The organism is Leisingera sp. ANG49, from assembly GCF_059694505.1.
Genome location: NZ_JCATZN010000004.1, coordinates 312,231 through 336,463 on the forward strand (window position 1 = coordinate 312,231; position 24,233 = coordinate 336,463).

22 protein-coding genes are annotated in these 24,233 nt (G+C 60.5%); 17 read left to right on the top strand and 5 right to left on the bottom strand.

Annotation, left to right across the window (positions count from 1 at the left end):
* Window positions 1-128 precede the first annotated feature (128 nt).
* The 5 genes from AC58NV_RS15430 to AC58NV_RS15450 all read left to right on the top strand — a co-directional run bounded on the left by AC58NV_RS15430 (window position 129) and on the right by AC58NV_RS15450 (window position 6,516).
* On the top strand, window positions 129-1,967 hold the full coding sequence (locus AC58NV_RS15430) for an ABC transporter ATP-binding protein (protein ID WP_497227906.1): 1,839 nt from the start codon (window positions 129-131) through the stop codon (window positions 1,965-1,967).
* Window positions 1,964-3,808, top strand: a complete 1,845-nt coding sequence (locus tag AC58NV_RS15435) for an ABC transporter ATP-binding protein (RefSeq protein WP_497227907.1) — start codon at window positions 1,964-1,966, stop codon at window positions 3,806-3,808. The genes AC58NV_RS15430 and AC58NV_RS15435 overlap by 4 nt, the downstream gene beginning before the upstream one ends.
* A 54-nt stretch (window positions 3,809-3,862) precedes the next feature.
* Complete coding sequence (locus AC58NV_RS15440; RefSeq protein ID WP_497227908.1) at window positions 3,863-5,110, top strand: class I SAM-dependent RNA methyltransferase; 1,248 nt, start codon at window positions 3,863-3,865, stop codon at window positions 5,108-5,110.
* A 1-nt stretch (window position 5,111) separates the two neighbouring features.
* Window positions 5,112-5,921 carry an ion transporter gene (locus AC58NV_RS15445; RefSeq protein WP_366660472.1) on the top strand — a complete coding sequence of 270 codons (810 nt, stop codon included), beginning with the start codon at window positions 5,112-5,114 and terminating at the stop codon, window positions 5,919-5,921.
* Between the two features lie 67 nt (window positions 5,922-5,988).
* On the top strand, window positions 5,989-6,516 hold the full coding sequence (locus tag AC58NV_RS15450; RefSeq protein ID WP_497227909.1) for a L,D-transpeptidase family protein: 528 nt from the start codon (window positions 5,989-5,991) through the stop codon (window positions 6,514-6,516).
* 105 nt (window positions 6,517-6,621) lie between these two features.
* Here AC58NV_RS15450 and dalA read toward each other — a convergent pair whose 3' ends face one another.
* Window positions 6,622-7,104: a divisome-associated lipoprotein DalA gene (gene dalA / locus AC58NV_RS15455; protein ID WP_497227910.1), complete on the bottom strand. Its 483-nt coding sequence runs from the start codon at window positions 7,102-7,104 to the stop codon at window positions 6,622-6,624.
* Between the two features lie 170 nt (window positions 7,105-7,274).
* On the opposite strand from dalA, the gene AC58NV_RS15460 reads away from it, so the two are divergent.
* Together AC58NV_RS15460 and AC58NV_RS15465 are read left to right on the top strand one after the other, a co-directional pair.
* Window positions 7,275-7,892: a L,D-transpeptidase gene (locus AC58NV_RS15460; RefSeq protein WP_366660539.1), complete on the top strand. Its 618-nt coding sequence runs from the start codon at window positions 7,275-7,277 to the stop codon at window positions 7,890-7,892.
* A 138-nt stretch (window positions 7,893-8,030) separates the two neighbouring features.
* Window positions 8,031-8,213, top strand: a complete 183-nt coding sequence (locus AC58NV_RS15465) for a hypothetical protein (RefSeq protein WP_024092111.1) — start codon at window positions 8,031-8,033, stop codon at window positions 8,211-8,213.
* Window positions 8,214-8,291: 78 nt separating this feature from the next.
* Here the strand turns inward: AC58NV_RS15465 and AC58NV_RS15470 are convergent, their stop codons facing one another.
* From AC58NV_RS15470 to AC58NV_RS15480, 3 genes are all read right to left on the bottom strand, one after another.
* Window positions 8,292-11,300, bottom strand: a complete 3,009-nt coding sequence (locus AC58NV_RS15470) for an aminotransferase class III-fold pyridoxal phosphate-dependent enzyme (RefSeq protein ID WP_497227911.1) — start codon at window positions 11,298-11,300, stop codon at window positions 8,292-8,294.
* A 70-nt stretch (window positions 11,301-11,370) separates the two neighbouring features.
* Window positions 11,371-12,432 (bottom strand): ferrochelatase, encoded by a 1,062-nt coding sequence (gene hemH / locus AC58NV_RS15475; RefSeq protein WP_497227912.1) that lies wholly within the window; start codon window positions 12,430-12,432, stop codon window positions 11,371-11,373.
* A gap of 102 nt (window positions 12,433-12,534) precedes the next feature.
* Window positions 12,535-13,359 carry a methyltransferase domain-containing protein gene (locus tag AC58NV_RS15480; protein ID WP_497227913.1) on the bottom strand — a complete coding sequence of 275 codons (825 nt, stop codon included), beginning with the start codon at window positions 13,357-13,359 and terminating at the stop codon, window positions 12,535-12,537.
* A gap of 13 nt (window positions 13,360-13,372) precedes the next feature.
* Between AC58NV_RS15480 and AC58NV_RS15485 the strand changes: the two genes are divergently transcribed.
* The 4 genes from AC58NV_RS15485 to AC58NV_RS15500 all read left to right on the top strand — a co-directional run bounded on the left by AC58NV_RS15485 (window position 13,373) and on the right by AC58NV_RS15500 (window position 15,727).
* Window positions 13,373-14,101: a double zinc ribbon domain-containing protein gene (locus AC58NV_RS15485; protein ID WP_497227914.1), complete on the top strand. Its 729-nt coding sequence runs from the start codon at window positions 13,373-13,375 to the stop codon at window positions 14,099-14,101.
* 82 nt (window positions 14,102-14,183) lie between these two features.
* Entirely contained in the window at window positions 14,184-14,441 is a 258-nt protein-coding gene (gene grxC / locus AC58NV_RS15490; RefSeq protein ID WP_497227915.1) for a glutaredoxin 3, read from the top strand.
* Window positions 14,442-14,456: 15 nt separating this feature from the next.
* Window positions 14,457-15,287, top strand: a complete 831-nt coding sequence (locus tag AC58NV_RS15495; protein WP_497227916.1) for a carbon-nitrogen hydrolase family protein — start codon at window positions 14,457-14,459, stop codon at window positions 15,285-15,287.
* Window positions 15,287-15,727, top strand: a complete 441-nt coding sequence (locus tag AC58NV_RS15500; protein WP_024092104.1) for a MarR family winged helix-turn-helix transcriptional regulator — start codon at window positions 15,287-15,289, stop codon at window positions 15,725-15,727. The genes AC58NV_RS15495 and AC58NV_RS15500 overlap by 1 nt, the downstream gene beginning before the upstream one ends.
* 313 nt (window positions 15,728-16,040) lie before the next feature.
* On the opposite strand, the gene ubiG is transcribed toward AC58NV_RS15500, so the two are convergent.
* The gene (ubiG, locus tag AC58NV_RS15505; RefSeq protein WP_497227917.1) at window positions 16,041-16,787 is read right to left on the bottom strand and encodes a bifunctional 2-polyprenyl-6-hydroxyphenol methylase/3-demethylubiquinol 3-O-methyltransferase UbiG; all 747 of its coding nucleotides are present in this window, start codon (window positions 16,785-16,787) and stop codon (window positions 16,041-16,043) included.
* 50 nt (window positions 16,788-16,837) lie between these two features.
* On the opposite strand from ubiG, the gene pip reads away from it, so the two are divergent.
* The 6 genes from pip to infB all read left to right on the top strand — a co-directional run bounded on the left by pip (window position 16,838) and on the right by infB (window position 24,181).
* Window positions 16,838-17,818 carry a prolyl aminopeptidase gene (gene pip, locus AC58NV_RS15510; protein WP_497227918.1) on the top strand — a complete coding sequence of 327 codons (981 nt, stop codon included), beginning with the start codon at window positions 16,838-16,840 and terminating at the stop codon, window positions 17,816-17,818.
* Window positions 17,815-18,660: an ABC transporter substrate-binding protein gene (locus tag AC58NV_RS15515; protein ID WP_497227919.1), complete on the top strand. Its 846-nt coding sequence runs from the start codon at window positions 17,815-17,817 to the stop codon at window positions 18,658-18,660. Before pip ends, AC58NV_RS15515 begins: the two co-directional genes overlap by 4 nt.
* A 181-nt stretch (window positions 18,661-18,841) precedes the next feature.
* Window positions 18,842-19,432: a ribosome maturation factor RimP gene (gene rimP / locus AC58NV_RS15520; RefSeq protein WP_497227920.1), complete on the top strand. Its 591-nt coding sequence runs from the start codon at window positions 18,842-18,844 to the stop codon at window positions 19,430-19,432.
* Complete coding sequence (gene nusA / locus AC58NV_RS15525) at window positions 19,432-21,048, top strand: transcription termination factor NusA (protein WP_497227921.1); 1,617 nt, start codon at window positions 19,432-19,434, stop codon at window positions 21,046-21,048. The genes rimP and nusA overlap by 1 nt, the downstream gene beginning before the upstream one ends.
* Window positions 21,049-21,074: 26 nt before the next feature.
* On the top strand, window positions 21,075-21,695 hold the full coding sequence (locus tag AC58NV_RS15530; protein WP_497227922.1) for an RNA-binding protein: 621 nt from the start codon (window positions 21,075-21,077) through the stop codon (window positions 21,693-21,695).
* Between the two features lie 8 nt (window positions 21,696-21,703).
* On the top strand, window positions 21,704-24,181 hold the full coding sequence (gene infB, locus AC58NV_RS15535) for a translation initiation factor IF-2 (protein WP_497227923.1): 2,478 nt from the start codon (window positions 21,704-21,706) through the stop codon (window positions 24,179-24,181).
* Window positions 24,182-24,233: the final 52 nt, after the last annotated feature.

The window sequence follows — 24,233 nt, forward strand, 5'->3', positions numbered from 1 at the left end:
GAATGCTGATGTATTACGGGATCTGGTTTCTTTAACGCCTGAGACCTTGCCCCGTGTGACGTGGGAGCCTTGGGCCGCCCGCAGTTTGCATCTGTATTCCGATTTGCTCGAACGCCTGGAGCACCCGCATGTTTCGCTTTTTTGAAAACCTCATTGACCCTTATTGCGCCTACCCGGAAACCAACACGCCGCCGACGCGGCTGTGGCCGTTCTTGCGCGACTACTCCAAGCCATTCAAAAAGATCTTTGTGCTGACTGCGCTGATGTCGGTTTTTGTCGCCGCGATCGAGGTGGGCCTGATCTATTACATGGGCCGGGTTGTGGACCTGATGGCCGGGACGCCGGCGCAAGTTTGGGAAAATCACGGCACCGAGCTGATCCTGGTCGCCCTGTTCATCCTGCTTTTGCGGCCTCTGATCCAGTTCCTGGATGTGGTGCTTCTGAACAACGCCATCCTGCCGAACTACGGCACATTGATCCGCTGGCGGGCGCACAAACACGTGCTGCGCCAATCGGTTGGCTGGTTCGAGAACGATTTTTCCGGCCGGATTGCCAACCGGATCATGCAAACGCCGCCTGCCGCGGGGGAGGTGATCTTTCAGGTCTTTGACGCGATCACCTTTTCGCTGGCTTATCTTGCCGGTGCGGCGGTGCTGCTGTGGGTTGCCGATGTGCGGCTGATGCTGCCTCTTGCGGTGTGGTTTCTCCTCTATGCGCTGCTGGTGATGTGGACAGTCAAACGGGTCGGGCCGGCCAGCCAGGCGTCGTCTGACGCGCGCTCGACCGTGACAGGCCGGGTGGTCGACAGCTACTCCAACATCCACTCGGTGAAGATGTTTGCCCATCACGACCGGGAACTGACCTATGCACGCGATGCGATCGAGAACACCCGCAAAACGTTCCAGACAGAAATGCGCATCTTCACCATCATGGATGCAACGCTGGTTACGCTGAACGGGCTGCTGATTGTCGGTGTGGTCGGCTGGGCCGTGATGTTGTGGATTCAAGGTACGGCGTCGGTCGGGCTAGTGGCGGCGGCCACGGCGCTGACTTTGCGGCTGAACGCAATGACCGGCTGGATCATGTGGGCGCTGACCTCTTTCTTCCGCCAGCTGGGGGTTGTGGCTGAGGGGATGGAAACCATCGCCCAGCCCATCGACCTGGTGGATGCCGCCAATGCGGAGCCGCTGAAGTTGACCAAGGGCGAGATCGAGCTGCGCAACCTCTCGCACCACTACGGGCGCGAGGCGGGCGGGCTCGACAAGATCAGCCTGACCATCCAGCCGGGGGAGAAGATCGGCCTGATCGGGCGCTCTGGCGCCGGGAAATCGACCTTGGTGAAGCTGCTCCTGCGTTTCTACGACGCCGAGAGCGGCCAGATCCTGATTGACGGCCAAGACATCCGGGCAGTGACACAGGACAGCTTGCGCAGCCACATCGGCATGGTTCAGCAGGACAGCGCTCTGATGCACCGCTCGGTGCGGGACAACCTGCTGTACGGACGTCCGGATGCAGCAGAGGATCAGATGGTCGCCGCTGCCAACCAGGCGCAGGCGCATGAGTTCATTCTGGATCTGGAGGACCCGCAGGGGCGCAAGGGTTATGACGCTCATGTGGGGGAGCGCGGTGTGAAATTGTCAGGTGGTCAACGCCAGCGGGTTACATTGGCAAGGGTGATCCTGAAGGATGCGCCGATTCTGGTGCTGGACGAAGCAACATCGGCCTTGGATTCCGAGGTCGAGGCCGCCATCCAGGAAACCCTGTACGGCATGATGCAGGGTAAAACGGTGATTGCTATTGCACACCGGCTGTCCACCATCGCGCAGATGGACCGTATCCTTGTGATGGATCAGGGCCGTATAGTTGAAGAAGGCTCGCATGAGGCGCTATTGCAGGCGCAGGGGCTTTATGCACAGCTCTGGGCACGCCAGTCCGGCGGCTTCCTGAACATCGAGGCAGCAGAATGAACATCGGCAATCTGATTGACGCTTTCCGTCCGGCCAAGGGTCCGCCGCCTCAAAGGCTCGGGGCTTTCCTGCGCTGGTGCCTGGCCGGGGCCTGGCCGATGCTGCTGCTGGCTGCTGCTTTCTCGGCGCTGGCCGGCGGGATGGAGGCGGGCACCGCCTTTATCCTGGGGATGGTCATCGACACCGCCATCGCCAGCGGGCCGGAGCAGTTCTTCTCGGCCGGCAATGTGGCGGTGATCGCATTGGCGCTGGGCTTCTTCCTGCTTGTGCGCCCTGTCCTGTTCGGCTTGTCTGCGGCCTCCAACGCCATCGTGGTGCAGCCCAATGTGAACCCGCTGGTGCTGTCGCGGCTGAACCGCTGGACATTGGGTCAGTCGGTGCGGTTCTTTGACGATGATTTTGCCGGCCGGATCGCTCAGAAACAGATGCAAACGGCAACCGCCGTCACCTCCGTAACCACTGAGATGATCAATGTGGTGGCCTTTGCGCTGGCGTCTCTTGCGGGCTCTTTGGCCTTGTTAGGCTCTATTGACTGGCGCATCACCGGCGTGTTTCTGGTCTGGCTGATCGCCTATTTCGCGCTGATCCGCTGGTTCCTGCCGCGCATCCGCAAACGCTCCGGGGCGCGGGCCGGGGCCCGGGCGATGGTGACCGGACAGGTGGTCGACTCGATCACTAACATCAAAACGGTGAAGCTGTTTGCACATGCCGATCACGAGGAGCGCACCGCCCAGGACGCCATGGTGCGGTTCCGCGACAAGTCACTGCATTTCGGCTACCTCTCTGCCAGCTTCCGGTTCTGCCTGATGTGCCTGGCGGGTGTCTTGCCGGTGCTGCTGATCGGTGCGACGCTGTTTCTGTGGCAGTCGGGCACGGCGACCGAAGGCGACATCGTGGCGGCCGGCGCGGTTTCGATCCGTATCGCGCAGATGACCGGTTGGGTCAGCTTCACGCTGATGGCGATCTATTCCAATGTGGGTGAGATCGAGAACGGCATGAAGACCCTGTCGGTCCGCGACAGGGTCGAGGACAAGCCCGATGCCAAACCGCTGCAGGTCAGCGAAGGTGAGATCGTATTTGACCAGGTGGAGTTTGCCTATGGCCGCGATGTCGGCGGGGTGCAGGGGATCGACCTGACCATTCATCCAGGCGAGAAGCTGGGCATCGTCGGGGCCTCAGGGGCGGGGAAGTCCACGCTCGTGTCGCTGCTGCTTAGGCTTTATGACGGGGAGAATGGCGGGATTCTGATTGACGGTCAGGATATTGCCACTGTCACTCAGAACTCCCTGCGCAGCCAGATCGGGATGGTCACCCAGGAAACCGCAATGTTCAACCGCTCGGCGCAGGAGAACATTCTCTACGGGCGGCCGGATGCCACTGAGGAAGAGCTGATTGCGGCGGCACAGAAGGCTGAGGCGCATGAGTTCATCTCCGAGCTGGAGGACGGGCAGGGCCGCAAAGGATATGATGCCTTTCTTGGAGAGCGCGGGGTGAAACTGTCCGGCGGGCAGCGGCAGCGGATTGCCCTGGCGCGCGCGATTCTCAAGGACGCACCCATTCTGGTGCTGGACGAGGCCACCTCGGCGCTGGACTCCGAGGTTGAGGCCGCGATCCAGGTGGCGCTGCACCGGGTGATGGAAGGCAAGACGGTTCTGGCCATCGCTCACCGGTTGTCGACGCTCAGCGAGATGGACCGGATCATTGTGATGGAGAAAGGCCGCGTTGCCGAAAGCGGCAGCCACGACGAATTGCTGGCCAGAGGCGGCCTCTACGCCCAGTTCTGGGCGCGACAGTCCGGCGGTTTCATCTGCACAGACGAGGAGCAGGCGGCGGCTGAATAAACTTCCCAGCGCATTTTGCTTTTGCTGGCTGGATTGCCGGGGTAATGAGCGCGCATGAGTGACGCAGCCAGAACCACAGCAACGATCAGCCGACTGGGCCATCAGGGCGATGGCGTGGCCGATGGCCCTTTGTTTGTCCCGCGGACGCTTCCGGGTGAGGTCGTCAGCGGCATTGCCGAAGGCAGCCGCTTGACACAGATCCGCATCGAAACGCCATCAGAACACAGGGTGCACCCGCCCTGCCGGCACTACAAGGCATGCGGCGGCTGCCAGCTTCAGCACGCCAGCGATCCCTTTGTGGCAGGGTGGAAAACGGATGTGGTGCGCAATGCACTGGCAGCGCAAGGGCTGGAGACGGAGTTCCGCCCCATCCAAACTTCACCGCCCCGGTCGCGCCGCCGCGCCACATTGACGGCTCGGCGCACCAAAAAAGGAGCGATGGCCGGGTTTCACGGCCAGGCGTCTGATGTGATTACCGAAATTCCGGAATGCCACTTGCTGGAGCCGGAACTTCTGGCAGCCATTCCGGTGGCTGAGGCGCTGGCATTGGCAGGTGCCAGCCGCAAGGCGCCGCTGGCCGTGACAATCACAACTTCGGATGCGGGCCTTGATATGCTGGTCCGCAACGGTAAGCCGCTGGATGGCCCCTTGCGGATCGAACTGGCGCAGCTAACCGACAAACATAGGATTGCCCGGCTGACCTGGGATGATGAACCGGTGGCAATGGAGCAGCCGCCCGAGCAGCCCTTTGGCGTTGCACATGTCTGCCCGCCACCAGGTGCCTTCCTTCAGGCAACGCGCGAAGGGGAAGGCGCCTTGCTGGCTGCCGTTCAGGAAATAACCAGAGGCGCAAAGAGGATCGTGGACCTGTTTGCCGGCTGCGGCACCTTTACACTGCCATTAGCGCAAACCGCGGAGGTGCATGCGGTTGAGGGCGAGCGGGATATGGTGAAGGCTTTGGATGCCGGCTGGCGCAAGGCAAAGGGGCTGAAGAAAGTTACGACGGAAGCCCGCGACCTGTTCCGAAACCCGCTGCTGCCCGAAGATCTGAACCCCTTTGGTGCCGCTTTTGAAGCGGCGGTGATCGACCCGCCCCGGGCGGGTGCCGAGGCGCAGGTGGCGCAGCTGGCCAAGGCGCGTACGCCGGTGATTGCCTATGTCTCATGCAATCCGGTCAGTTTTGCCCGCGATGCAAAGGCGCTTGTTGCGGCGGGTTACAGTCTGGACTGGGTCCAGGTTGTTGACCAGTTCCGCTGGTCAGCCCATACCGAATTGGCCGCAAGATTTTCCCTGAAAGACTGAGATGACGGATATTCAAGTGATGACACCGACCCGCCGCCTGGAAGCCATTCTGGATAGCAGCCGTTTCGGCCGCTTCATCACCGCGGTGATTCTGGTCAATGCCGTGACCCTTGGGCTTGAGACCGCCCCGTCGGTCATGGCGAAAGTTGGAGGGTTGATCCATCTGATTGATAAAGTCTGCCTGTCGATCTTTGTGGTCGAGATCCTAGCCAAGCTGCTGGTGCGCCGGCTGCGGTTTTTCCTCAGCGGCTGGAACGTGTTTGATTTCGTGATTGTCGGAATCGCGCTGTTGCCCGGCACGCAGGGATTGTCGGTGCTGCGGGCGCTGCGTATTCTGCGGGTGCTGCGGGTTATCTCGGTTGCACCGCGTCTGCGCCGGGTGGTCGAAGGCTTCATCACCGCGTTGCCGGGGATGGGCTCGGTGTTTCTGCTGATGGCGATCATCTTCTACATCGGTTCAGTCATTGCGACCAAACTGTTCGGTCAGGACTTTCCGGAATGGTTCGGGGACCTGGGTCTCAGCGCCTATTCGCTGTTCCAGATTATGACGCTCGAAAGCTGGTCAATGGGGATCGTGCGCCCTGTGATGGAGGTGCATCCGCATGCTTGGGCATTCTTTGTGCCTTTCATCATGGTTACGACCTTTGCAGTGGTGAACCTTCTGGTCGGCCTGATCGTTAACTCGATGCAGGACGCTCATGGCGAGGAAGAGGGGGAACGCACCGATGCCTACCGGGATGAAGTGCTGAGCCGTCTGGAAGCGATTGAGCAAAAGTTATCAAGTCAGGCGGCCCAAGACAGGAAATTGTGAATTTCCTTAATAGCTATTTCGCGCTAAAGCCTGAATAGAGGCAAAAAACAAAATACAGGCTGGGACAATGAACAGAAGGGCATTTGGCATCGGTGCGGCCGTGAGCCTTGCGCTGGCTGGCTGCAGCACCACAGGCGGAACGGTGAGCAGATTCCGCGCCTATGACGGTCCGCGGGTCACTTCAATTGTGATCAACAAGGGCGCGCGCAAACTGTACCTGATGCATAACGACGAAATCCTGCGGGAATATAGGGTCGATCTGGGGTTTGCACCGCTCGGGCCTAAGCAGTTTGAGGGCGATGGCAAGACGCCGGAAGGCACCTATGTGATCAACCGGCGCAACCCGAACAGCCAGTATCACCTGTCAGTTGGTATCTCCTACCCCAACAACCAAGACCGCGCCCACGCACATGCCAATGGCAAGCGGCCGGGGGGAGAAATCTTCATTCATGGTCAACCGAACAACCCCAAGGAACGCAAGCGCGCTGCCCGGGTTGACGACTGGACGGCGGGTTGTATCGCCGTAACCAATGAAGAGATCGAAGAGATCTATGCGATGGTGCAGGACGGCACCACCATCGCACTGCGGCCCTGATCAAAGAAAAAGCGCGAGAGGTGAAGTCCTCCCGCGCTCAACGAAGCGCCGCCGCTTAATGCAGTCTTGTGGGGAAAGCACCGTGCTGAAGAAAGGCGCAGCGGCTTAGTTGGCCATTACCAGCGTCCACCAGATCTTGCCGTTCGGCTCCTGGAACCAGGAAAAGCCCATATTCGCGGCCTTGGGATCAAGGATCACAGCGCGGGTAGCGGGTTTTTCCAGCCATGCGGTCAGGGTTTGCTGCTCGTTTTCGTAGGTTTCAGAAATGTTTTCACCCAAAAGCGTGCCGGTGTAGCCCGCACGGGCGATCCGGTCCAGCGGCGACGACCCGTCCGATCCGAAATGCCAGGGCCGGTTCTGCACTGACATATCGCGGGAATGGGTGGCTGCGGCTGCGGTCAGTTCAGCATTCAGCTGCACGGCTTGCGCGCCGGAAGCCTGGCGCAGCGCATTGACCGAGTCGAGCATCCGCAGCTGCACCTTGTCTGCATTCCTGATGCGGTAGGAGCCGCCGGATTCCGACGACGGCGTACAAGCCGCCGCTATTGTAAGAATTGCAGCAGCCATCAGCAGAAAAACGCGATTCATAATGCTCTCTCGCTCCATCAGTTGCCGATGCATTTATCCTTCCTGTGGCAGCTGTGCAAACGGGCCGGCAGAATTATGCAGACCTGGCCGCCGGATTGATTTGCGACTGCGGCTTTACGGCCATAAAATGCCGCAACCCTGGATCCAGTATGCGCAAGTTGGAAGATGTGATGTCCCGAAAACCTTTTGAAATTTTCAGCCGGCGGCAGTTTCTTGCCGGTAGTGTTGCTTTGATTTCCTCTTCCGCCCTTGCGCAGGAGGATGGTGATACCGCCGAGCAGGTATATGATCCCTTGCGCCCGCCGCCGGAGCCGGAGCCGCCTGTCCAGCGAAATATCTCGGCCTTCCGTGCCAAGTCTTGGCGGCCCTATTTCGACAACCTGCGCAATGGGGCGATTCTGGTCGATATCGACAGCCGTGCGCTGCATTACTGGTCGGCAGATGAGGGCACCTACAAGCTGTTTCCGTCATCGGTGCCGCTGTCGGACGACCTCACACGCCGCGGCCGCACCCAAGTCGTGCGCAAGGTGGAGGGGCCAAGCTGGGCGCCGACACCCAATATGCGCAAGCGCAATCCGGAATGGCCGGCTTATATTCCGCCGGGCCCGGATAATCCGCTGGGCACTCATGCTCTGTACTTGGGCTGGAAGTACTACCGGATACACGGAACCCACGATACGCGCAAAATTGGCCGTAAATCTTCGAACGGATGCATCGGGCTTTACAATGAGCATATCGCCGAACTGTTCAGCCTGGCAAAAGTCGGCACACAGGTGTTGCTAATTTGACGACACGGGGCGGGGCGCTAAGCTGTTAACTATAACAAGCAATTGCAATCCCGCGTTTTTGCTGGTTAGAAAAAAATACGAGGTAAGTCTTGGGTGCGCGGTTCAGTTGTTTGATCCGCGCAAATTCTGGAGGTTAACATGAAAAAACTCGTTATCGCTGCTGCGCTGACCGCTGCTGCTTCGACCGCCACCGCTGGCAACCTGTCCGAGCCGGTTGTTGAACCGCCGGTCATCGTGGAAGAAGCTCAGGGCTCTTCCAGCGGCATCCTGCTGCCGCTGCTGCTGCTGGTTCTGGTTGGCGCAGCTGTTGCATCGAACTAATTTCGATTCACGGTTACAGAAAGGGCGGTGGTTTTCCACCGCCTTTTTTGTTGCCTGAAGTTGATACGGGAGCGGCCATCAGGCCGCTTCCACTTCCCGCAGAATGCTATCCAGGGTTTTGACGATCATGTCCGTGCCGTCTGAGTCGATAGTGAGCGGCGGCCGGATTTTCAGGATATTGTCCTTGGGGCCTTCACTGCCAATCAGAATCCGATGATCCCGCATCCGGTTTTTGACATAGGAACAAATTTCTGTGGCTTGTGAGCCGTCCGGATTGATAAGTTCCACCCCCAGAAACAAACCCATACCGCGGACATCGCCAATACTCGCATATCTTTGTTCCAGCAATTTCAGACCGTCCATCAGCTGCGTGCCCTGGATACGAGCGTTGGCCTGCAAACCTTCGTCATCAACGATATCAAGCACTTCCTTACCCGTGCGGCAAGAGAGTGTCGAACCACCGAAGGTCGAGAAAAACTCGATTCCGTTGTCGAAACTTTCCGCAATTTCCTTTGTAGTCACAAGCACGCCCAAGGGATGGCCGTTGCCGATTGGTTTGCCCATCACAACGATGTCAGGCACTGCTCCCTGATGTTCAAATCCGAAATAGTAGTCGCCAAGCCGCCCCAACCCGGTTTGCACTTCGTCGGCGATACAGACACCTCCCGCAGCGCGAATCTTGTCGTAAACCGCAGGCAAATATCCTTTGGGCGGAATGATCTGGCCTCCGACTGAGGGGAAGGTTTCCGCGATGAAGCCGGCTATGCCATGGCCTCTCTCCTGCAGGCACCGGATTGCCGGTTCCACAAGGTCGGCAAATTTTTGTGCCCGGTCCGGATCATCGCGCCGGAATGAGCCGCGGTAATCATCTGCAATTTCGACGAGCTCTACCCAGTCTGCCTGTCCGATCCCTGGGGGCTTATTGAACTTGTAAGCTGAGATGCTGATCGCACCGGTGGTATTGCCGTGATAGCCATGGTCAGGTGTCACCATGCCTTTGGCGCCGGTATGGGCGCGGGCCAGGCGCAGGGCCAGCTCGTTTGCCTCTGTCCCCGAATTGACAAAAAAGCAGACTTCGAAGGAGCTCGGCAACTTGGACAGCACTTTGTCGGCAAAGGCGGTCTGCGCCGGGTGCAGGTAACGGGTGTTTGAGTTCATCCGCTTCAGCTGGTCTGCGGCAACTGCCTGGATGCGCGGGTGGGCGTGGCCCACATGCGGCACATTGTTGTAGGCATCCAGATACGGTCGGCCCCACTCGTCGAACAAATGATGCTTCCAGCCGCGCACCAACATCACGGGATCAGTGTAGGTCAGACTCAGGTTGCCGCCGAAATGCGACTTGCGCCCGGCGAGGACTTCATCCTTGCTGGTGGGCTGATAGAGGACCTTGTCATCCGGCAGGTTAAGCAGCGCAGCCGGGTTCGGGCAAAGCGCGCGCCATAGGTACATCTCGTCCGGGTCGCCGACCCCTGGCCAGTCGGCTTCGATCCCTTCAGTGGTCAGGGCCAGCTGGAAATGTACATGCGGAGCCCAGCCGCCGTTTTGGCTAGGATCGCCAAGGCGGCAGAATTCCTCACCTTTTTCGACTGCATCGCCCGGCTTCAAACGGTCCAGGACCTCAGGATCCAGGTGGCCGTAAAGAGTGTAGAAGAAATCACCCTCGGGCGCTTCATGACGCAGGATGATCACCCCGCCATAGTCCAGATGTCCGCTGCGGTTCTCGGCCACAAAAACCTCGCCTCGCAGAGGTGCGAACATCGCCGTGCCCGCCGGGGCAAAGGCGTCCACGGCCAGATGCACGGTGCGGCGGTTGCTGGCTTTCCACGGCCCGTTGCGAAAGGCTGTGTCCGTGTAGATCAGCCGCGGCTCGTGGTAGTAGCCAAGCCAGATACGGCCGTTATCCTCAAACTCTTCTCCGACCTTGGCTGCTTCTTCCAGGGGCATGTGGAAAGGATTCAGCGGCCATGTAGATTTCTCAACTGACAGCGAACCCATTGGGGCGTCATTGAGATCCTGACTCATAAGAGGAGCAAAATTTCCGCGTTCCTGTTCCAGCCAGGCCATGACACGCTCGGCGCCCTCGACCACAGGCAGACTGCAGGCTGCGCGCAGCCGGGCATTCAGAAGGCCTCCATGCAGCGCGTTACCTTCCAGGAACCGCCAGGCCGGCGCCTGGGAGATGGTGACATAGGGATCATCCGGGTTTTCCGCGGCCATCAGGGTGGAGTTCACCACGCTAACCGCCAGCCGCATCCGCAGCAGCGGCCAGATCATGTCCACCTCGGCGGCGGTCAGCGGGTAGGCTTCGTGGTAGCCCGCCACCAAAGCCGCAAGCGCAGCCTCCGGTGCCAAGTGGTCCAAAACGATGTACGCTGCCGCTATTGCCAGATCGCAAATCCTCGGCGCAGCACACATGTCACCCAGGTCAATCAGGCCAGAGACCCGGCGCGGTGCGTTCAGTTCGCCCACCACCATAACGTTATAGTCATTGGCATCGTTGTGGATGGCTTGTTTTGGCAGCTCGGCCAAAACAGGCTCTAACTTGATGAAATCTGCCAAAGTCTGGTCAAGAACTTCTCGGCGCGCAGGGTCAGTGATGCAGGAGAGCTGATCCGTGATCCATCCCGCGCGCATCAGGTCCCATTTGAAATCGCGTTCAAGGCCTTCGTGCCGGAAGTCCGCGAGAGATTTGGCCGAGCCGCCCAGAACTTGGCCGATCTCAAAGATCAGCGCGTTGCTTTTCGGCTCTGACTTTGCGTAGCAACACCCTGGCAACTGGCTCAGCAGCCAGACCAGCCTGTCATGTCCTTCTTCGTCCTGAAGGGTCAGTAGTGTCTCTCCGGCAAGAGAAGCAATCACTCGCGGGCAGGGCAGGTCTGGCTGGCGCTCTGCGATGTGCCTAAACGCCTTTACCTGCATATCGACCAGCCATACCTCGCAGCCGGGGCGCATGGCCTTGAGGATATAGCCTTGGCCATCAGACCTTTTGGCAAGGAAATTGAGGTCGTATTCACCATCCAGGCGGCTCAATTCTGCTTCAATGCCCCAGTGTTCCTGGAGGGCAGCCGCCCAATGCGCAAGCGTCATCCAATATCTCCCCGTTTTCCGGCCGGTCCGGAAATTGAATATTGGATACTTTCTGGACTGGGAAGGCGTGTTAGTCCAGCCAGCCTTTCAGGTTTTCCTCAATCACGCCTGCCAATGCCGCAAGGTGATCGTCATCGTCATTGAGGCATGGGATATAGAGGAAGTCCTCGCCGCCGGCATGCTCAAAGCTTTCACGGATTTCTTCATTGATTTCTTCCAGCGTCTCAATGCAATCCGCAGAGAAGGCAGGCGCGATCACCGCGATGCTTTTCTTGCCTTCTTTGGCGAGCGTGGCGACGTGGTCTACCGTGTAGGGTTTCAGCCATTCCTCTGGTCCGAACACCGACTGAAAAGTACTGGTTATTTGGGTGTCATCCCAGCCAAGCCGCTCTTTCAGCAGCCGCGTCGTTTTCTGGCACTGGCAATGATAGGGATCACCCTGCATCAGATACCGCTTCGGCATTCCGTGGTAGGAAACCACCAGAATTTCCGGGAGCCTTTCTGCCTTGGCATAGGATTCTTCCACCGACCGCGCCAATGCATCGACATAGGCTGGCTGGTCGAAATAAGGTGCAATTGTGCGCACGGCGGGCTGCCAGGGCTCCTCCATCAGGGCGCGGAAGAACTGATCATTCGCAGTACCGGAGGTCGCGCCGGCATATTGCGGGTAAAGCGGCACAAACAGGATCTTCTGGCAGCCGGCCGCTACCATCTGGCGCACCTTGGACTTGGTTGAGGGGTTGCCGTAGCGCATGCAGAAATCGACCATCACCTGATCGCCGTACCGAGCTCTCATCACCTCAGCCATCTTGGCGGTCTGGTCCTTGGTGATGGTCATTAGAGGGCTTTCGCCCTTGTCGTGGTTCCAGATCGATTTGTAGGCCGCACCTGAGGAGAACGGGCGTTTGGTCAGGATGATCAGCTGCAGCAGCGGCTGCCATTTCCACGACGGGTAGTCGATCACCCGTTTGTCGGACAGGAACTCGTTTAGATACCGGCGCATCGGCCAGTAGGAATAATCGTCCGGCGTGCCGAGGTTGGCCAGCAGGATGCCGACCTTCTCTGCCGGGATCTTAGGGTGATCGGCAGGGGCGTGGGCAGGGCATTTGGCGGTCCGGGCGGCGTCCAGCATGGGCAGGTCCTGTGGGGCTGAGAATTCGATGGTTGGCGGGAAATTACTGTCTTTACGCGCAGAAGGCCAATTGGATCACATTGGCGCAGCGATAGCGGAAACTTATCGGGTGTAGAGCTTGGTTTCCGGCACTTTCAGCGCATCGGCCAGGCGCATTTGGGCAGAGCCGGGGCGCAGGGGCTTCTGCTGGCTGTCCGACGGAGACCAGCCGGTGAGGCAGACCAGCTCAAATGTCGCTGGCAGACGGTCGTCTGCGGTGGCGAAATGCTCGCGGTAAATGTGATCGGCCAGCTGGAACAGGGTGCGCGGGGCCGGGCGCTTCAGGCGCTGGGCGAGGGCGTTGGTTTCTCCCATTCCACGCAAGTCATGGACCAGGTGTGTCAGATCCCGGTACTCGGCAGTGAGTGGAACCAGATCGGCGACTGGCAGGGCAAAACCGGCGCGTTGCAGCAATCCGCCCAGATCGCGAATTTCTCCCATCGGGGCAATCCGCGGGGACAGGCCGCCCAGCACAACGGTTTCCGCCTCGGCCATGGCTGCGCGCAATTCGTGCAGGGTCTGGGCGCCCAGCAGAATGACCAGCAGCAGCCCGTCTTCCTTCAGGGCGCGGCGGCATTGGATCAGCTGTCCGACCGGATCATTGGCCCAATGAAGGCACATGGCGTGGATCACCACATCGTGCGCGCCTTCAGCCAGTTCGAGCACTTCCTCGTCCGCAACGATTTTCGCCTCGGGCTGAAACCCTTCCCAGACCTCTGGGAAAGGGCAGATCACCGCAGGAGTTGTAAAGGTTCTGTTAACCAAGCTTAGGCGATCCTCTGCCTCGTTCCGTGCCATCTGGTGCAGGAACAGGGCATCCGGCCGCCGGCGTGCACGACGGGCTTCCAGGGTGCGGCGGTCGAAAAGCTGCATGGGTGCTTGTGTCATGGGGACTATTTAGATGCTGACGGCCCGGATTCAAACTGCTGTTTCGCTGATCTACCCGTCTCAGTGCCTAGGATGCGGCGGGCTGGTAAGCAGTGACTTTGGCTTGTGCGCTGCCTGCTGGGCAGACGTGCATTTCATCAGCGGCACGGTTTGCGAAGGCTGCGGTGTTCCGCTGCCTGGGCAAACGGACGGGTTCCGCCTGGAGTGCGACAGCTGCCTGCGCCACCCGAAGCCGTGGAGCCAGGGGAGATCTGCACTGCTTTATGAGGGGCAGGGCCGCAAACTGGTGCTGGCCCTGAAACATGGCGACCGCACGGAAATTGCCGATACGGCTGCCGACTGGCTGCACCGCGCCGCAGAGCCTCTGCTTAAAGGTGATCCGCTGATTTGCCCGGTGCCGCTTCATTGGACCCGGCTGCTGAAGCGCAAATACAATCAATCTTCCTTGCTGGCCGCGGCGTTGGCCCGCAAAAGCGAATTGCACCACTGCCCTGACCTGCTGCGGCGCACCCGGCGGACACCTGCGCTGGAAGGGAAAACCCGCGATCAGCGCTATCGTCTCCTGGGGTCAGCAATAACGGTGCCGCCAAAACGAAGAGGCAGGATCAAGGGGCGGGTGGTACTGATCGTGGATGATGTGATGACGTCGGGCGCTACGCTCAACGCCTGCAGCGATGCCTGCCTGCAGGCCGGCGCGGCCGAGGTGCGGGTGGCGGTTTTGGCACGGGTCACGCAAGCGTGAGCCCGTCCGCCGGCCTCTGGCAATTGTTGCAATGAATCCCCAATTCCTCCACAACCTTCGAAACCAGAATATGGGGTCCTGAATGAAAACGGTTGAAATCTACACCTCGCCTCTGTGCGGCTACTGCCATGCGGCCAAGCGGCTGCTGAACCAGAAGGGCGTGGCTTTTTCGGAAGTCAACGTGCTGGAAGAGCCGGATCGCAAGGCGGAGATGATCCAGCGGGCCAACGGCGGCCGCACGGTGCCGCAGATCTTCATCGGCGAGACCCATGTCGGCGGCTGTGACGACCTGTTCGCGCTGGAGCAGGCGGGCAAGCTCGACCCGCTGCTGGCGGCCTGATCCCGGAGAGACAAGATGCGCGCAGCTCTGCTTCAGATGACATCCACCGATATTCCGGCTGAAAACCTGGAAACGGTGAAAGCAATGATGACGGAGGCTGTGCGCGGCGGGGCCGGTTTCGTGCTGACACCCGAGGTTACCAATTGCCTCTCCGGCAGCCGGACCCATCAGAATGGTGTCCTGTGCCACGAGGAGGACGACCCGACCCTGGCTGCCCTCCGCGAAGAGGCATCCAGGCACGGGGTTTGGCTGCTGCTGGGCTCGCTGGGGATCAAGACCCATGACGGCGACGGGCGCTTTGCCAACCGGCAATTTCTGATCAGCCCGCAAGGTGAAATCACCGCGCGCTATGACAAAATCCACATGTTCGATGTGGAGGTCACGCCGGAGGAAACCTACCGTGAATCCGATGGCTACCGGCCGGGCACCAAAGCCGTCGTGGCGGAAGCGCCCTTTGCCAGCATTGGCATGACCATCTGCTACGACGTGCGCTTTCCGCGTCTGCACCGGGCACTGGCCAAGGGCGGGGCGCAGATCCTGACTGTGCCTGCGGCGTTCTCCTATGTGACGGGCGCGGCGCATTGGCATTCGCTGTTGCGCGCCCGGGCGATCGAGACCGGCTGTTTCGTGCTGGCGCCGTCGCAGACCGGCAAGCACCCGGCCTCCCGCGGGCCCAGCCGCATAACCTATGGCCATTCCCTGGCTGTTGCCCCCTGGGGCGAGGTGCTGGCGGATGCGGGGCAGGAGCCTGGCGTGACTTACGTTGATCTCGACCTCAAAAAAGTGGCAGAAGCACGCAGGCGCGTGCCTTCCCTCACCCACGACCGGGAGTTTGACGGACCCTGATGGACGAGACCCATTCCCTGGCGGTATCGCTGTTCAGCGAGATACTCATGGCTGACCAGCTGGCCCGGTCACGCCTCAGCAAAGTGCTGCCAAAAGGGATGGAGCTGTCGCATTTCTCGGTACTGAACCACCTGGCCCGCGCCGGGCTGGAACGCTCGCCCGCACAGCTGGCCAAGGCGTTTCACGTGACACGCGGGGCGATGACCAACACGCTGAGCAAACTGGAAGTGGCGGGTTACATCCACGTCCGCCCCGACTGGGATGATGCGCGGCGCAAGATGGTGGCGATCAGCCCGGCGGGGAAACAGGCCCGTGATGCGGCGCTGGCCGGGATCATCCCGGTGATCTCCGAAGTGGTTGGCGAGCTGGGCAGCGACCGGGTGCGGGCCACCTTGCCGATCCTGCGGGAACTGCGCGGCAAGCTGGAAGAAAGCGGCTGAGCCGGCCGGTCCCGGCAGCCTGATGATTGAAACGATTTCCCAAAAAAGAAGGACGCCTGCAAGCAGGCGCCCCTCTTCCCCATCAGTTCCTATCAATCCGTGAGTGGTGGCATCGGCAACCTTTGGGCGGACCCGCCATAAACAGTGGAAAGAAAGCCCTCGGTTCGGGGACACGACCCCTGACGGACCGGATAAAATTCCGAATCCGATATTTGAGATTAACAATCGGGGTGCTGCAACTAAGGAGTGCATAAGGGTTAGCACCTATCCTTAAGGATAGGCGGCAAGTCAGGCGCGGCGGCAGGGGGACAGCTCAGCCGGGTTTCACGCTCGCAGTCACATAGTTGACCGACAGGTCCCGTTCGGAAATCGACCAGTTCCAGGTGATCGGATTGAACACGAATCCCTTGCGGTCCACCGGCTTCAGCCCGGCCTTGCGCAGCAGCTCGAACAGCTCATCCGGGGTGATGAACTTGGACCATTCATGGGTGCCGCGCGGTAGCCAGCGCATGATCACCTCGGCACCGACGATGGCCATGGCAAAGCTCTTGGGGTTGCGGTTGATGGTCGAGCAGATCTCCAGCCCGCCGGGATTCAGCAGCTGCTGTGTCGCGGTCAGATAGCTGAGCGGATCGGCGACATGCTCTACCACCTCCATGTTGAGCACCACGTCGAATTGCTCGCCGGCCTCAGCCAGCACCTCGGCGGTGGTGTGGCGGTAGTCGATCTCCAGCCCGGATTGTTCCGCATGGATGCGCGCCACCGGCAGGTTGCCCTCGGCAGCATCGGCGCCCACAACCGCGGCGCCCAGCCGCGCCATTGGTTCGCTCAGCAGCCCGCCGCCGCAGCCGATATCCAAGAGCCGCAGCCCCTCGAACGGGCGCCGTGACGTGAGGTCGCGGCCAAACTCGCCGGCGATCTGGCTGGTGATGTAGTCGAGCCGGCACGGGTTCAGCATATGAAGCGGCTTGAACTTGCCGTTCGGATCCCACCACTCCGCCGCCATCGCTTCGAATTTGGCGATTTCCGCAGGGTCGACCGTGGATTGAGGCGCTTGCATTCCTGTCTCCGTGTGCTCTTTTGTAGTCTGACGTTTCACTAAGGTCAGTAATGGATAGATACCCGGACCAAAAGCGCGCTGTGCATTATCTTTACCCGCCGGTCGAGCCTTTTGACCAGCGCATGATCGACGCAGGCCAGGGACACCGCATCTACGCGGAGCAAAGCGGCAACCCGAACGGTATTCCGGTGATCGTCTGCCATGGCGGGCCCGGCGGTGGCAGCAGCCCGGCGATGCGCCGCTACTTCGATCCGCATGTCTATAGAATCATCCTGTTCGACCAGCGTGGATGCGGCCGGTCGCGCCCCTATGCCTCCTGCGATAACAACACCACCTGGCATTTAGTGGCCGACATGGAGCTGATTCGAAGCCAGTTCGGCATCGACTCTTGGATCCTGTTCGGCGGCAGCTGGGGGGCAACCCTCGCTCTGGTCTATGCGCAGACTCATCAAGACCGGGTGCAGCAGATCATCCTGCGCGGTGTCTTTCTGATGACCAACGCTGAGCTGGACTGGTTCTACGGTGGCGGCGCAGGAAAATTTTGGCCGGAAACCTGGGCCAAATTCGTTTCGCTGATTCCGGATTCTGAACGCGGCGATATGATCGCTGCCTACACGAAGCGGCTGTTCTCCGGAAACCTGGAGGAAGAGGTGCGTTATGGACGGGCGTGGTCTGCCTGGGAAAACGCACTGGCCTCGGTTCACTCCAATGGCCAGAGCGGCGAAAGCCCCGGTGACTATGCGCGCGCTTTTGCACGGCTTGAAAACCACTACTTCAGCAACGGCGGATTCCTTGACTACGACGGCCAGATCCTTGCCAACATGGGGCGCATCTCCCATATCCCCGGTGTAATCGTGCAGGGCCGCTATGACATGATCTGCCCGCCGTCCTCCGCCTGGCGCCTGAACGAGCTGTGGCCAAATGCGGAGTTGAAGATGGTGCGCAATGCAGGCCATGCTCTGTCGGAGCCGGGAATCAGCGCTGAGCTGGTCCGGGCCATGGACCGGATTGCAGGAGAGCTTGTGCCATGACGCGCATCGACCGTCGCGCGCTGTTCACCTCTGGTGCTGCTGCTGCCTTGCTGGCGGCGGCAGGCGGTTCGGTTCATGCATCACCCAAGACTGGCGGTGTGCTGCGCCTTGCTGTTCCGCGTGAGGGCGGAATGCTGGAGCAGGCCGCCCGCGGCGCGGTGTATGACACGCTGACTGAAATCGCGCCTGACGGGCTGCTGCGCGGCGAACTCGCAACCAGCTGGCAATCCGCGCCGGATGCGCGCGCCTGGACCCTTGATCTGCGTGAAGATGTCACTTTCCACGATGGTACACAGTTGGTGGCGGAAGATGCCGCTGCCTCGCTTGATGCGCTGGGCGTGACCGGTGCAGATCTACAGGCCGTCACCGCGTTGGGCAGTCATCAGTTGCTGCTGGAACTGGCACAGCCCAACCCGCATCTGCCTTATTTGCTGGCCAGTGCCGATCATTATATTGCCCCGCGCGGAGAAATGCCTGCCGCGCTTGACGAAGCGGTTGGAACCGGCTGCTACCGCGTTGAACGTGCTCAAGAAGACCGCCACTTCCGTGCGTCCAAAGTGGCAGGACATTACAAGGCCAGCACAGCGGGCTGGGCAGACACGGTGGAAATCATCGTGATTCCGGATGCTTTGGTCCGGGCTGAGGCGCTGCGCGACGGTTATGTCGATGTGGCGGCCCTGCCGGAACCGCGTGGCCTGCTGAAGCGCGGTGAGTTTCTGTATCATCCGTCCTCCAAAGACATGGCTTTGGCGGCAAGACACGATGTCGGAATTCCACGAAAGGTGGGCCAGCGTGCGCCACTGGACGATGGCCGCATTGCAGAACGGTGGTGGCGGCTGTAAGGCGGCCCGGAGGCTCGTCACAACACAAGCCTTGCAGTTTTCCCCAATCCCGCCTATATGCCTTTGACAACAGCGGCGCGTTGAACCTCTGGCTCAAGGCTCCACCGGGAATTTCGACGGGCCGCGCGCCCGTTTTTTTGTGTTTGCAGGCCTGTGTCTGCACGCCTCAAGTGGAGGTCTGATGACCAACGACCTGATTGCCAAAGCTGCCATCGACCGGCGCCTGGCCGAGATCGTCACTCCGGTGATCGAGGATCTGGGATATGAGCTGGTGCGAATCCGGCTGATGTCTGGTAAGGCGACGACGCTGCAAATCATGGCCGATAAGCCTGATGGCGGCATTGAAGTGGACGATTGTGCTGCGATCTCGAACGCGGTCAGCGCGACGTTGGACGTCGAAGACCCGATCATCGACGCCTATGCACTGGAAGTATCGAGCCCGGGTATCGACCGGCCGCTGACCCGGCTGAAGGACTTTGACATGTTCGAAGGCTACGAGGCCAAGCTTGAAACCGAAGAGCTGGTCGGCGGCCGCCGCCGCTTCAAGGGCGAGCTGGCGGGCACTGAAGAAGATGAGGTTCTGATCAATATCAATGATCAGGGTGAGACAGTGACCATTGGTCTGAAATTCGACTGGCTGAGCGACGCCAAGCTGGTCCTGACTGATAATCTGATCAAGGAAATGCTGCGGCAGCGAAAAGAGGCCGGCACGCTGAACGAAGACGCATTCGACGAAATCGAGACCGAAGAGTCCGAAGAGGAGAACAAGTAATGGCTATCACCTCTGCAAACCAGCTGGAGCTGTTGCAAACCGCCGAGGCCGTGGCACGCGAAAAGATGATCGACCCGGGTCTGGTGATCGAGGCGATGGAAGAGAGCCTCGCGCGGGCGGCAAAGAGCCGCTATGGTGCCGAGATGGATATCCGCGTGTCGATCGACCGCAAGACCGGCCGCGCCACCTTTACCCGTGTACGCACCGTTGTCGCGGATGAGGAACTGGAAAACTACCAGGCCGAGATGACTGTCGAGCAGGCGCGTCAGTACATGGCGGACCCTGAAGTGGGCCAGACCTATGTCGAGGAAGTGCCGCCGGTCGAAATGGGCCGTATCGCCGCTCAGTCGGCCAAGCAGGTGATCCTGCAGAAGGTTCGCGAAGCTGAGCGTGACCGCCAGTATGAAGAGTTTAAAGACCGCGCCGGCACCATCATCAACGGCTTGGTCAAGCGCGAGGAATACGGCAACGTCATCGTCGATGTCGGCGCTGGCGAAGCGATCCTGCGCCGCAATGAGAAGATCGGCCGCGAAAGCTACCGCCCGAATGATCGCGTGCGCTGCTATATCAAGGATGTGCGCCGCGAGCCGCGTGGCCCGCAGATCTTCCTGTCGCGTACCGCGCCGGAGTTCATGGCCGAGCTGTTCAAAATGGAAGTGCCGGAAATCTATGACGGCATCATTGAGATCAAGGCGGTTGCCCGTGACCCGGGCTCGCGCGCCAAAATCGCCGTTATCTCCTACGATGGCTCGATTGACCCGGTGGGTGCCTGTGTTGGTATGCGCGGCTCCCGCGTGCAAGCCGTGGTGAACGAGCTGCAAGGCGAGAAGATCGACATCATTCCGTGGAACGAAGATCAGCCGACCTTCCTGGTGAATGCGCTGCAGCCTGCTGAAGTCTCTAAGGTGGTTCTGGACGAAGAAGCCGGCAAGATCGAAGTTGTGGTTCCGGAGGAACAGCTGAGCCTGGCCATCGGCCGCCGCGGCCAGAACGTGCGCTTGGCTTCCCAGCTGACCAACCTCGACATCGACATCATGACCGAGGAAGAGGAATCGGCCCGCCGCCAGAAGGAATTCGAAGCGCGCACCAAGCTGTTCATGGAAACTCTGGACCTTGATGAGTTCTTTGCCCAGCTGCTGGTGTCTGAAGGCTTCACCAACCTGGAGGAAGTCGCCTATGTCGAGCTGGACGAACTGCTGGTCATCGACGGTGTCGACGAAGGCACCGCCGAGGAGCTGCAGGCCCGTGCTCGCGATTACCTGGAAGCTCAGGCCAAGGCGGCCCTGGACGCGGCTCGTGCACTGGGTGCAGAGGACAGCCTGATCCAATTCGAAGGTCTGACCCCGCAGATGGTCGAGGCGCTGGCCAAGGACGATGTGAAGTCGCTGGAAGATTTCGCAACCTGCGCAGACTGGGAACTGGCCGGCGGCTGGACCACCGATGGCGGCGAGCGGGTCAAAGATGACGGTATCCTGGAGCCTTTCGGTGTGTCTCTGGAGGAAGCTCAAGACCTGGTGATGACCGCCCGCATCATGCTGGGCTGGGTTGATCCGGCAGAGTTGGAAGAAGAAGCGGCTGACGGCGAAAACGCTGGCGAAGAGGAAGGTGAAGCCTGAACCCGGGCTTCGCACAGGAGAACTGCATGACACGCGGTGGCGCCACAAAAGACCGGACCGGCGAAAGCGAACGCAAATGTATCGCGACCGGCGAGTCCCAGCCCAAACAGGGCCTCATCCGTTTTGTGATGGGGCCTGACGGGCAGGTCGTGCCCGACGTGATGGGCAAGTTGCCCGGCCGCGGTGTCTATGTGGCCTCCAGCCGGGAGGCTCTGGGTGCGGCAGTCAAGAAGAAGCTGTTTGCCCGCGGTTTCAAGGCGCAGGTACAGGTGCCGGATGAACTGGAACAGGAAGTTGAGCGCCAGATTGTCCGCCGCCTGATCGAACTGATCAGCCTGGCGCGCAAGTCCGGTGACGCGGTGTCCGGGTTTGAGCGGGTCAAGGACTGGCTAGCCAAGGAAGAGGCGCGGGTGCTGATCCAAGCCTCTGACGGGTCGGGGCGCGGGAAGTCGAAGCTGAGCACGCCCTACAAGGGCAAATTCATCGGCTGCCTCACGGCGGACGAGCTGGGAATGGCATTTGGGCGCCAATCTGCGATCCATGCCGCCCTCGCCTCTGGCGGACTCAGCAAACGTGTTGTAGATGAGGCGCAACGACTGCAAGGTTTGCGCGAAATGGTGGGCGGCAACGGCCGCACGGAAGGATAAGTAGCTTTATGAGCGATAGTGACGGCAAAAAGACACTGGGTCTGCGTGGGGGTTCCCGTCCGGGGAACGTGAAACAGAGTTTCAGCCATGGACGGACCAAGAATGTCGTGGTGGAAACCAAGCGCAAACGCGTTGTCGTTCCCAAGCCGGGTGCGGCCAAGGGGGGCAGCGGCGCTGCACCTTCCACATCCGGATCGCGCCGGCCTGCCGGCATCAGTGACGCTGAAATGGAGCGCCGCCTGAAGGCTCTGCAGGCTGCCAAGGCCCGCGAGGCTGAGGAAGCCGCGCAGCGTGAAGCCGAAGAAAAGGCCCGCGCTGAAGAGCGTGAACGCCGCCGGGCGGAGCAAGAAGCCAAGGAGCGCGAACAGCGCGAGGCGGAAGAGCGCGCGCGTGCTAAAGCTGAAGAAGAAGAGCGTCAGCGTGTTGCAGCTGAAGAAGCTGCGAAGCGTGCTGCAGCTGCTCCGGCACCGGAAGCCGCGAAAGCAGAGCGTCCAGCGCCGAACAAGCCTGCCCCTGCCGCAACACCGCGCAAGTCCGAGCGTGAGCGTGAGCAGCGTCCGTCCCGCGGCAAAGGCCGTGATGACAACCGCCGCTCCGGCAAGCTGACTTTGGGCCAGGCAACTGGCGGTGAGGGCAACCGCCAGCGTTCTATGGCTGCCATGAAGCGTAAGCAGGAACGCGCGCGCCAGAAGGCCATGGGCGGCTCAGTTGAGCGTGAAAAGGTTGTACGCGACGTGCAGCTGCCGGAAACCATCGTGGTGTCCGAGCTGGCGAACCGTATGGCGGAGCGCGTTGCTGATGTGGTGAAATCGCTCATGCAGATGGGCATGATGGTCACTCAGAACCAGTCGATCGACGCCGATACCGCGGAACTGATCATCGAGGAATTCGGCCACAAGGTGACCCGCGTTTCCGATGCTGACGTCGAGGACGTGATCAAGGAAGTCGAGGACAAGGATGAAGATCTGAAGCCGCGTCCGCCGGTCATCACCATCATGGGCCACGTTGACCACGGCAAGACCTCGCTGCTGGACGCAATCCGCGACGCCCGCGTTGTGGCAGGCGAAGCCGGCGGAATCACCCAGCACATCGGCGCCTATCAGGTGACCACCGAAGGCGGCACCGTGCTCAGCTTCCTGGACACCCCAGGCCACGCGGCCTTCACCTCGATGCGCTCGCGCGGTGCACAGGTGACTGATATCGTGGTTCTGGTTGTCGCCGCGGACGACGCGGTGATGCCGCAGACTGTCGAAGCGATCAACCACGCCAAGGCCGCGCAAGTGCCGATGATCGTGGCGATCAACAAGATCGACAAGCCGGCTGCAGACCCGAACAAGGTCCGCACCGACCTGCTGCAGCACGAAGTGATCGTGGAAGCTATGTCCGGCGAAGTGCAGGATGTGGAAGTTTCCGCCGTCACCGGCCAGGGCCTGGACGACCTCTTGGAAGCCATTGCGCTGCAAGCGGAAATCCTGGAACTGAAAGCCAACCCCGACCGTGCCGCCCAAGGTGCCGTGATCGAGGCGCAGCTGGATGTGGGCCGTGGCCCGGTTGCCACCGTTCTGGTTCAGAACGGCACCCTGCGCCAAGGCGACATCTTTGTTGTGGGCGAGCAGTACGGCAAGGTCCGCGCGCTGATCAACGACAAGGGTGAGCGCGTGCAGGAAGCCGGCCCCTCGGTTCCGGTCGAGGTTCTGGGTCTCAACGGCACGCCGGAAGCGGGCGACGTTCTGAACGTGACCGAAACCGAAGCGCAGGCACGCGAGATTGCCGCCTACCGTGAGCAGGCTGCCAAGGACAAACGCGCTGCTGCCGGTGCTGCCACCACGCTGGAACAGCTGATGGCTAAGGCCAAGGAAGACGAAAACGTCTCTGAGTTGCCGATCCTGGTTAAGGCGGATGTGCAAGGTTCTGCTGAAGCCATCGTTCAGGCGATGGAAAAAATCGGCAACGAAGAGGTGCGCGTGCGCGTGCTGCATTCTGGTGTTGGCGCGATCACTGAGACAGACGTCGGCTTGGCGGAAGCCTCAGGTGCACCGATCATGGGCTTCAACGTCCGTGCCAATGCATCGGCCCGCAACACCGCCAACCAGAAAGGTGTGGAGATCCGCTACTACTCGGTGATCTATGACCTTGTGGATGACGTGAAGGCGGCGGCCTCCGGCCTGCTGTCAGCTGAGATCCGCGAGAACTTCATCGGCTATGCGCAGATCAAGGAAGTCTTCAAGGTCACCGGCGTTGGCAAGGTTGCCGGCTGTCTGGTCACCGAAGGCGTTGCCCGCCGCTCGGCTGGCGTGCGCCTGCTGCGCGACAACGTGGTGATCCACGAAGGCACGCTGAAGACTCTGAAGCGCTTCAAGGACGAAGTGTCCGAGGTTCAGTCCGGCCAGGAATGCGGTATGGCGTTCGAGAACTACGACGATATCCGTCCGAACGACGTGATCGAAATCTTCGAGCGCGAGGAAGTGACCCGCACCCTCGACTAACGTCTGTGGAGTTGCGGAAAAAAGGCCCCGGTTCGAAAACCGGGGCCTTCTT

Bases quoted from the DNA above. Each gene is read 5' to 3' on its own strand.
- grxC (WP_497227915.1), top strand. From the start codon at position 14,184: ATGAAAACGGTTGAAATCTACACCTCGCCTCTGTGCGGCTACTGCCAT.
- AC58NV_RS15445 (WP_366660472.1), top strand. From the start codon at position 5,112: ATGACGGATATTCAAGTGATGACACCGACCCGCCGCCTGGAAGCCATT.
- AC58NV_RS15460 (WP_366660539.1), top strand. From the start codon at position 7,275: ATGTCCCGAAAACCTTTTGAAATTTTCAGCCGGCGGCAGTTTCTTGCC.
- AC58NV_RS15495 (WP_497227916.1), top strand. From the start codon at position 14,457: ATGCGCGCAGCTCTGCTTCAGATGACATCCACCGATATTCCGGCTGAA.
- ubiG (WP_497227917.1), bottom strand. From the start codon at position 16,787: ATGCAAGCGCCTCAATCCACGGTCGACCCTGCGGAAATCGCCAAATTC.
- AC58NV_RS15500 (WP_024092104.1), top strand. From the start codon at position 15,287: ATGGACGAGACCCATTCCCTGGCGGTATCGCTGTTCAGCGAGATACTC.
- AC58NV_RS15450 (WP_497227909.1), top strand. From the start codon at position 5,989: ATGAACAGAAGGGCATTTGGCATCGGTGCGGCCGTGAGCCTTGCGCTG.
- hemH (WP_497227912.1), bottom strand. From the start codon at position 12,432: ATGCTGGACGCCGCCCGGACCGCCAAATGCCCTGCCCACGCCCCTGCC.
- AC58NV_RS15515 (WP_497227919.1), top strand. From the start codon at position 17,815: ATGACGCGCATCGACCGTCGCGCGCTGTTCACCTCTGGTGCTGCTGCT.
- AC58NV_RS15480 (WP_497227913.1), bottom strand. From the start codon at position 13,359: ATGACACAAGCACCCATGCAGCTTTTCGACCGCCGCACCCTGGAAGCC.
- rimP (WP_497227920.1), top strand. From the start codon at position 18,842: ATGACCAACGACCTGATTGCCAAAGCTGCCATCGACCGGCGCCTGGCC.
- AC58NV_RS15440 (WP_497227908.1), top strand. From the start codon at position 3,863: ATGAGTGACGCAGCCAGAACCACAGCAACGATCAGCCGACTGGGCCAT.
- AC58NV_RS15485 (WP_497227914.1), top strand. From the start codon at position 13,373: ATGCTGACGGCCCGGATTCAAACTGCTGTTTCGCTGATCTACCCGTCT.
- AC58NV_RS15470 (WP_497227911.1), bottom strand. From the start codon at position 11,300: ATGACGCTTGCGCATTGGGCGGCTGCCCTCCAGGAACACTGGGGCATT.
- AC58NV_RS15530 (WP_497227922.1), top strand. From the start codon at position 21,075: ATGACACGCGGTGGCGCCACAAAAGACCGGACCGGCGAAAGCGAACGC.
- AC58NV_RS15435 (WP_497227907.1), top strand. From the start codon at position 1,964: ATGAACATCGGCAATCTGATTGACGCTTTCCGTCCGGCCAAGGGTCCG.
- pip (WP_497227918.1), top strand. From the start codon at position 16,838: ATGGATAGATACCCGGACCAAAAGCGCGCTGTGCATTATCTTTACCCG.
- AC58NV_RS15465 (WP_024092111.1), top strand. From the start codon at position 8,031: ATGAAAAAACTCGTTATCGCTGCTGCGCTGACCGCTGCTGCTTCGACC.
- dalA (WP_497227910.1), bottom strand. From the start codon at position 7,104: ATGAATCGCGTTTTTCTGCTGATGGCTGCTGCAATTCTTACAATAGCG.
- nusA (WP_497227921.1), top strand. From the start codon at position 19,432: ATGGCTATCACCTCTGCAAACCAGCTGGAGCTGTTGCAAACCGCCGAG.
- infB (WP_497227923.1), top strand. From the start codon at position 21,704: ATGAGCGATAGTGACGGCAAAAAGACACTGGGTCTGCGTGGGGGTTCC.
- AC58NV_RS15430 (WP_497227906.1), top strand. From the start codon at position 129: ATGTTTCGCTTTTTTGAAAACCTCATTGACCCTTATTGCGCCTACCCG.